Raw genomic sequence first — 8,438 nt, 5'->3', positions numbered from 1 at the left:
CCATAGCCCGTCGGGCGCACCCGGTTGAAGTCGAAACTGTGGGCTGTGGCGATTACTGGTACACCACTGACATTACGGGCGGCGAGAATGCTCATCAAAGCCGGACCCGCCTTAGGGTCAGTACAAAAGAATACGACGTGGTTGGGCTTTTGGCTGGCAAACTGGGAGATTTGCTCGTTCATCTGCGGAGCCCCACCGCTTAGTTCTTTGATTTCCAGCACATTTCCACTCGCCTTTTTAATTTCCTCCTGATAAGTAAAGGCCATGGCCGAGTCCTTGGGATTGTTGCCATAATAGATCGCGGCCATTGGTACAGTTGTCTTGCTCTTGACCAACATCAGAATTTCCTGAGTTTGGCTAAGTATAGACGGATGAGCCAGATAAACCAGTTTGCCATTTTCCAAAAGACTGCCATCGGTTGCCAGTGGGTTGACCATCGTGATGCCATTGACATTGGCAAACTCCGACACTAGCTCAAATGGGCGGGCATATAACGGGCCTACAATGAGGTCGGTTTGGCGGAAATGCGTGTTGTTTATCATTTCCAGCGACTTGTCTTCCTCATTGCCAAGGTCATAAGCTTGCAAGTGGATGTTGACCCCTTCGGATTTGAGTTTCTGACGGGCAATTTGAAGCCCGGCGAAATAGTCGTAAGCGTACTGGTTCGGTAGTCCGCGTTTGGTAGATCTTATATCGGCCAGGCGATAGGGGAAAAGAACCGCCACATTGTAGTAGCCCTTCGTCCATCTCTTTTCGTAGGATGGATTTCTGATAACCTCTTTCTTTTCAGGGATATCCTCTTTCTTTTCAGGTAAGATTTCCTGCGGTCGACTGACATCAATGTTGTACTGGTTCGTCAGGCGGTCGGAGAGTTCCAGATCCGCTTTGTTACTGGATTTGCTCTGAATGAGGTCAACTAGCGCAACCGCTACCACGCGGTCATTGGGGTATTCCGAGTTCAGTGATTTGAGCGTGGCGACATCCTCGATGTTTTTGAGGTAGTGCTGTTTCAACCCTTGGATATCTTTGCCCATACGGGCATCGCCGATTCGGTTGAGGTAGTCAAAAGCCCGGCGGTCGTCCTGTAACTCAAAAAAATTGACGGCCATCAAGTAGTAAGCCTCGTCGCGCTGCACCCAATTTGGGTAGCGCGTAAATAGCTGCCTAAGCATGAGGTTTCCATCGTTATATTTTTTCAGCTTATTGGCTGACAACCCGTAATAGAAGTGCGCCAGCGGGGCGTATTCGTCGTTTGCGCTGTTAGAAGTAATATCGGCAAACTTCTGGATCGCGTCGTCGTAACGTCCCTGTTTGTAAAAGTTGATTCCCTCCTGAAACTTCTGGTCGGGACGATCGAAAAGCTGGGCTTGTACTCCTTGCGTAATGAGTACAACTCCCAGAGTCAGGATTGCATGGTAAAAACTTATTCGCTCCATTAGGTGTAAGCTATTTCTGCGTGAATACTTATAAAAAAAGGGCAACGTCCATTAAAGAAACCGCTACCCTCCCTTTCAATAACTCAAACATTATTTTTTAGAACGACGGGTCGGCTTTTTCTTTTTTTCTAATTCAGCCTGCTTGCGCTTGGCCTCTTCCCCGGCTTGCAGGGTTTTTTCCAAATACTTCTGGAACTTAGTTTGCTTCTTCTCACCGTTCGCGTTTTTAACGCGGTTTTCATCCAAAATACGCTTGATTTTTTCTTCGTCCACGAAGCGGCGGATAATCAACTGTTGGGCAATGGTGACTACGTTGGAAACGAAGTAGTAAAAAGTCAGACCAGCCGGGAAGTTATTCAGCACGAACATAAACATCACTGGCATCACGTAGCCCAGAAACTTCATGTTAACCGGGCCCGGCTGCGTGGGAGTTATCTGGTTGTTGTAGTACGCATAAGCAATACTCGAAACGGTCATCATCAACGTAAACAGACTGACGTGGCTGCCGTAGAATGGCAATGTGAACGGGAGTTTGATGAACGAATCATAGGTAGAAAGGTCGTTAGCCCACAAGAAGGATTGTCCCCGCAGTTCAATTAGGTTTGGAAAGAGGAAGAAGAGCGAGAACAGTATGGGCATTGTCGCCACTACCGGAACGCAGCCACTCAGCGGACTAACCCCCACCTGCTGGTAGAGCTTCATCTGGTCCTGCTGCTGCTTGGCCATGTCGTCGCCGTTTTTCTCCTTCAACTCGGCCAATTCCGGGGCAAGTACCCGCATTTTGGCCATACTGACGTAAGACTTATACGTTAGCGGCGTCAACAAGGTCTTGACGATCAATACCAGACATATGATCAGAAAACCGTAGTTGGAAAATACTTTCTCCAGCAAATTGAATAACGGTACCAGAATGTACTCGTTGATCGGTTTTAGGAAAGCATAGCCCAGATATACGTTCTCGTCAAAATCGACAATGGGTAGTTTGTTTAGGATCTGGTAGTCGTTCGGGCCTAAATAGTATTGAAAACGAGCCGTGCCATCTTGCAAACCGGCACTGGGTATCATCGCCTGTACGTCCAGGGATTTCACGACTATGGTGTCGGCGGGATTCACTTTGGCTTCCACCTTCACATCCTGCAAAGGGTACTTCTCACTAATCAAACCCGCCAAAAAGTACTTCGACTTCAACGTGAACCACTGTACGGGTTCCTCCGCGACGGCCTCCACGTTGCTGTCGGTAGCCGGACTGAGGCTTTCCAGTCCATCAGTGTAGTAGTTGATCGTGACCGCCTTACGGTTTTCGGTCATGTCGTTCTCCCACTGCATCATCTCGTTCTGCCAGCCAAACTGCAGCGGCTTGCCCGATTGCCCTACGCCTTGGGTTTGAATGCCGTAGTCGATCAAGTAGCCCGAACCACGCACGACGTAGGTTTGCTCTATAAATTGGTTGTCGGAAAGCGCCAAACGGTAGGTAATAACCGCCGAATCGTTTTCGGCCAGCGTTTGGCTGGTTGCGGTAGTATTGAAGTAAAGATTCGCCAGATTGACGTTGCCTTTCGCCGTTGGTAAATCCAGTTTGAAGCGCGTGTGCTGGTCGGAAATCAAATACAGCGGCTTGTCATCGTAGGTTTTGTAGTTTTTCAACATCAAATCCTTCAAGATGCCTCCTTTGTTGGAAAAAACTACCTTGACGTCCTTCGTCTCGATGGTCAAATCCTGCCCTTGCCCCTGGGCGGCGGTGGCAAAATCACCATAGGCGGCCTTGATTTGGGTAGTGTCCGGCGCGGCCAGGGTATCGGCCACAGGCGGCGCGGGTTTCACCTGCTGCACCTGTTCCTGTGCTACAGGTTCAGGCTCTTCGCGCGGTACCAGCACCTGGTACCCGATGAGCATGAGTAAAATAAGTACTAAACCAATGACTTGATTTTTTTCCATTTTATTTCAAAAGACTTTTAGCAATCGGCCAGGCGGAAAAGCGTCAGGCAGCGTGTTGCTAAGCGGCTTCATCGGTCAGACGAAACAATTTTTATTGATTATGAACAAGTTAGTCAACCAATTCGGGCATTATTTGGATGCCCGAATTGATTTAAGTTCGCAAAGGTAAGGAAGATTTTGGGAGAATGAGATTCTCACTCCTTAGGCGTATTCAAACTACTGATTTATAGTACGTTTCTTCGCTGAATATGCCATCGCAGCTTTCACGAAATGAACAAACAGCGGGTGCGGGCTCATAACAGTACTCCGCAACTCGGGGTGAAATTGAACGCCGATAAAGAACGGGTGCTCCGGCAATTCAATCATTTCCACCAGATTATTATCAGGATTGATCCCCGTGGCCCTCATTCCTCCATCCTCAAAGGCTTTCAGATATTCATTGTTAAACTCGTAGCGGTGACGATGCCGCTCTTTGATATTTACCTTTCCGTAAATCTTATGGGCCAAAGAATCTTTCTTGATTTTACAATCGTAGGCACCCAGTCGCATGGTACCTCCTTTATTTTCCAAATCCTTCTGATCTGCCATAAGATTGATGACAGCGTGGGGCGAGTCGTTGTCCATCTCGAAGGAGTGCGCCCCCGCCAAGCCCAGCACGTTGCGGGCGTACTCAATGACAGCCATCTGCATCCCCAGACAGATTCCAAAAAACGGAATCCCCTGCTCCCGCACGTAGCGGATAGCCTCAATCTTGCCGTCGATGCCGCGCTCCCCGAAGCCGGGCGCGACCAGCACGCCATCCAGATTTTGCAGCTTTTCAATCGCGTTTTGCGGCGTCAGTGTTTCGGAATGAATCCATTCGATGTTCACCTTGCACTCGTTCATGGCCCCGGCATGGATGAACGATTCCACAATCGACTTGTAGGCATCGTGCAGTTCCACGTACTTGCCTACCAGTCCGATGCGAACGGAGTCGCTCGGATTTTTGAGCTTGGAGAGAAAACTCTTCCAGGAATCGAGTTCGGCATCCTGGTCATTGTAGATATCGAGCATGTACAGCGCCCGCTGATCGAGCCGCTCCTTGCGCATAAGCAGAGGTACGTCGTAGATCGTCTCGGCGTCCATAGCCTCGATGACTGAGTTGATTTGGACGTTACAAAACAGGGCAATTTTTTTGCGCAGGTCGTCGGGCAGTGGATGTTCGGTGCGACACACTAAGATGTCTGGCTGAATACCCGCTTCTTGTAACATTCTGACGGAGTGTTGCGTAGGCTTAGTTTTCAACTCCCCAGCCGATCTGAGATAGGGAATCAGCGTCAGGTGAATGATGAGCGTGTCTTTCTCACCCAATTCGAACTTAATTTGCCGCACCGCCTCAATGAACGGCAGCGACTCGATGTCGCCCACGCAGCCGCCTATTTCGGTAATGACCACGTCGTAGTCGCCGCTTTCGCCCAGCAGCATCATGTTTTTCTTGATCTCGTCGGTGATGTGCGGTACTACCTGCACCGTCCGGCCCAGGAAGTCGCCGCGCCGCTCGCGCATGATGACGTTGTAGTAGATCCGGCCCGTGGTGACGTTGTTGGCCTGGGAGGTGCGGACGTTCAGAAAACGCTCGTAATGACCCAGATCGAGGTCGGTCTCGGCCCCGTCGTCGGTCACGTAGCACTCACCGTGTTCGTACGGATTGAGCGTACCGGGATCTACATTGATGTAAGGATCGAATTTTTGGATAGTAACCGACAAGCCCCGCGATTGCAGGAGCTTAGCCAGAGAAGAGGCAATGATTCCTTTGCCTAGTGAAGATGTGACGCCGCCCGTAACGAAAATGTACTTAGCGGTCTTGGGTGCAGTAGCAGCCATAAGACGTTGCTTTTTTTTCTTTGTTTACGGGATTCAAAGGTACGGAAAAGCCCTCGGACTATCCGGCTCGACTGTTGGAAAAAGTTAAATTTGTGAAGTACCAAAGAGAATTTGCTCCCCTCCTCGCCGCTAACTCACCGCAGGTTTTCCTCAAATAATTTCAAAATCCGCTTGTACTCGTCTGTCCAGGATGAAGGCTCCACAAAGCCATGATCTTCCAACGGATATACGGCCAGTTCCCAATCATCTTTCTTCAACTCTATAAGCCGTTGCGACAACCGAACTACGTCCTGAAAATGCACGTTGACATCCACCATACCATGGCAGATTAGCAAGTGGTTTTTCAGGCCTGCCGCGTGGTAGATCGGTGAGCTTTTTCGGTAGGCCAGGCTGTCTAACTGTGGTTCATTCAAGATATTGGCCGTGTAGGGATGGTTGTACGCCGCCCAGTCGGTCACGGGCCGCAAGGCGGCTCCGGCTTTGAATACGTCAGGGGTAGTAAATAGCGCCATAAGCGTGATGAAGCCGCCATAAGAACCGCCGTAAATGCCGATTTTCTTAGGGTCGATTTTGTATTTCTTGACCAGCCAGTTGGCTCCGTCAACGTTATCGCTAAGGTCTTTGCCACCCATGTGACGGTATATGCCCGTCCGCCAGTCGCGGCCGTAGCCCGCGCTGGCACGGTAGTCCATATCCAGTACCGTGTATCCCTTGTCGGTCAGCAGATTATGAAACATGTATTCCCGAAAATAATTGCTCCACCAGGCGTGGGCGTTTTGTAAGTACCCCGCTCCATGGACGAACACCACTGCCCGGCCATTTGATTTTTTGGGTTCATAGATTCGGGCGTGAACGTCAGCGCCGTCCGATGCCTTGAAGGTTACGAGTTTGGCTTCCCGCCAGGGATAAGCTTTGAAGGCCGCTGTTGTCGAATGGGTGATTTGCTCGGGCTTGGCGTCGGCCTGGTTTTCCATTACAAACAATTCCCAGGGCGTGTTGCTGTTAGAATATCGCACAGCCAGTTTGCTTTCGTCGGGGGAAAGCTCGGCTTCGTACGCCCCTTTGGCAGGCGTCAGCCGGGTGCGTGGCCCGCCCGTGACGGACATTTTATAAAAATGCTTTTCGCCGGGATGCACCTCGTTTGTAGTGAGGTAGAAAGCTTGCTTATCCTTTGAGAGCAGTACGCTATGTATTTCAAATTTCCCTTTTGTGAGTTGCGTCTTTTCACCACTTTTCACATCCAGCGAGTAAAGATGCGCGTAGCCGTCTGCCTCGCTGACAAAATAAATCGTCGAGTTATCGATCCAGCCCAAATCCCCGGCGCTTTGCGGATAACCGCCCACGCCCGGCCCGCCAATCCAGGCCTCGTCACGCTGGCGATCCAGTGGCTTTAACGACAGCGAATCCGGGTCGAAAGTCATAATCCAGCGGTCTTTGTTGTCCAGCGAGCGCACCACTACCACAGCGTTGCGCCCGTCCTCCGACCAGGAAGGGCCGTGAACGATGACAGGGCGAACTTTGTCCTTTTTCCAGGCAGTATCCTGTTTGGGGTAGTTTTTCAGATAATCAGGTTTGTCGCCAATACCGGGTAGTTTTTTGGTACTAACCTGCCGCATGGTATCTTTTTTAACATCGTATACCCAAAACTCAAACTCCGTAGCAGGATCACCGACCTTAGTTCGGGCGGGCAGGTCTTCGGTGAAACCGGACTGGGTGACAAAACTCGGCACGATCGTTTTTTTTGAAGATTTGTCGGCCTTGCTCAGGCGGTAGGTCACGAAACGGCCGTCGGGACTGAGCTGCTGAGCCGACACCTTTTTCTCGCCCAGGTAAATATCTTTGGGTCGCTCCGGCTTTTCGGCTTCAGTGATTTTCTTGGCCGAGTCTTTTTTGGCCTTTCTTTCTTTCAGAATATCGAAGAGGGCCAACTGGTCGCCTTCCAACCATTTTTCTTCGTCCGATTTCTTGGTTTCTGCCTTTTTGGTACCACTCTTGAAGTTGGTATGCTGGGTCAGCAAACCCGAAGACAGCGCGATGCTGAACAGGTTGTCGTCTTTTTCAAAAATAATGCGCTGCTCGTCTCCGCTGAACGCCGGACTACCTTCGGTTTCGACAGTGTTAGTCAGTTGTCGAACCTGGTAGGTTTTGCAGTCCAGTAAATAAATGTCGCCATTTTTGGCGTAGGCTTTGAGTGTTCGCAGCCGATTGTAAACGCCGCGCTGCGCGGGTAGTCTCCTACGTTCTGCAAGCCCAACTTTGCTTAATTTCTTATCGTTCAGTGAATACTGGTAAAGCGAATCGCTCGGATTGGCGTCGGGATTCCAGTCAAAATAGATGGTTTTGGAATCCTCAGCCCAATGGATGCCATCGGGCGAGGTGCCGATCCAGGTCTTAGGATCTCGCATGATTTTCTCGACCGTAAGCTGGGCTCGGAGGGAGAAGGGAAGGAGGATTAGGGCGACTAGTAACGTTTTTTTCATAAAAGTGGGTTTTGAGGGTGCAAGATAATTCAGATTACCTTTGACAAAACAAGAACTGATTACTCATGCAAGAAGAAATACTCGAAAGACTCGAAATTGAAGCCCTCAACGATATGCAGGAGGCGACTCTAACCGCAGCCCGGAAAAACGACACAATTGTCCTCTCCCCTACCGGCTCGGGGAAAACGCTGGCCTTTCTGCTTGCGACGCTGGAACGGCTGGATGAGAACGCCTCGGGTGTGCAGGCGATGGTGTTAGTTCCCTCGCGGGAGCTGGCTCTGCAGATCGAAAGTGTGTTTAAAGCAATGGGGACGGGCTACAAGGTGACTTGCTGCTACGGAGGGCATTCCAAAAAGACAGAAGAAAACCTCCTGCTCGAAGCACCTGCTCTGCTCGTCGGCACACCGGGCCGCGTGACCGACCATCTCGAACATCGGAATTTCGACCCCGAAACTATTCACACATTGGTACTCGATGAGTTCGACAAGTCCCTGGAAATGGGTTTCCAGAAAGAGATGTCCTACATCATTGAAGCTATGACGAGCCTGGAGCGCCGGATTTTCACCTCCGCCACACCGATCGCCCGCCTGCCCGCATTCGTGGAAGCGAAGCACCCGGTCACCCTGGATTTTTTGAGTGATAGGGAAACCGCGCCCCAACTGACGATGAAAGTGGTGCGCACGACTTCGGTGTCCCGGCTCGACACGCTGTTTTCGCTGGTATG

Annotated in this window: 5 protein-coding genes; 1 reads left to right on the top strand and 4 read right to left on the bottom strand. The window is 50.6% G+C overall.

Annotated features, from left to right (window positions below; genetic code table 11):
• From ACEW8P_RS18850 to ACEW8P_RS18835, 4 genes are all read right to left on the bottom strand, one after another.
• Positions 1 to 1,436: tetratricopeptide repeat protein (locus ACEW8P_RS18850; RefSeq protein WP_373514626.1), on the bottom strand; the 1,436-nt coding region annotated here is incomplete at its 3' end.
• A gap of 90 nt (positions 1,437 to 1,526) precedes the next feature.
• Complete coding sequence (yidC, locus tag ACEW8P_RS18845) at positions 1,527 to 3,371, bottom strand: membrane protein insertase YidC (protein WP_373514625.1); 1,845 nt, start codon at positions 3,369 to 3,371, stop codon at positions 1,527 to 1,529.
• 216 nt (positions 3,372 to 3,587) lie between these two features.
• Complete coding sequence (locus ACEW8P_RS18840) at positions 3,588 to 5,234, bottom strand: CTP synthase (RefSeq protein WP_373514624.1); 1,647 nt, start codon at positions 5,232 to 5,234, stop codon at positions 3,588 to 3,590.
• Between the two features lie 134 nt (positions 5,235 to 5,368).
• Positions 5,369 to 7,714, bottom strand: a complete 2,346-nt coding sequence (locus tag ACEW8P_RS18835; protein WP_373514623.1) for a prolyl oligopeptidase family serine peptidase — start codon at positions 7,712 to 7,714, stop codon at positions 5,369 to 5,371.
• 65 nt (positions 7,715 to 7,779) lie between these two features.
• On the opposite strand from ACEW8P_RS18835, the gene ACEW8P_RS18830 reads away from it, so the two are divergent.
• Positions 7,780 to 8,438 (top strand): DEAD/DEAH box helicase (locus tag ACEW8P_RS18830; RefSeq protein WP_373514622.1); only part of this gene is annotated, 659 nt, incomplete at its 3' end.

It is taken from the genome of Persicitalea sp., assembly GCF_041751555.1.
Lineage (GTDB): Bacteria > Bacteroidota > Bacteroidia > Cytophagales > Spirosomataceae > Persicitalea.
The sequence above is the reverse complement of the archived record's forward strand: the minus strand, read 5'-3'. Positions and strand labels throughout refer to the sequence as shown.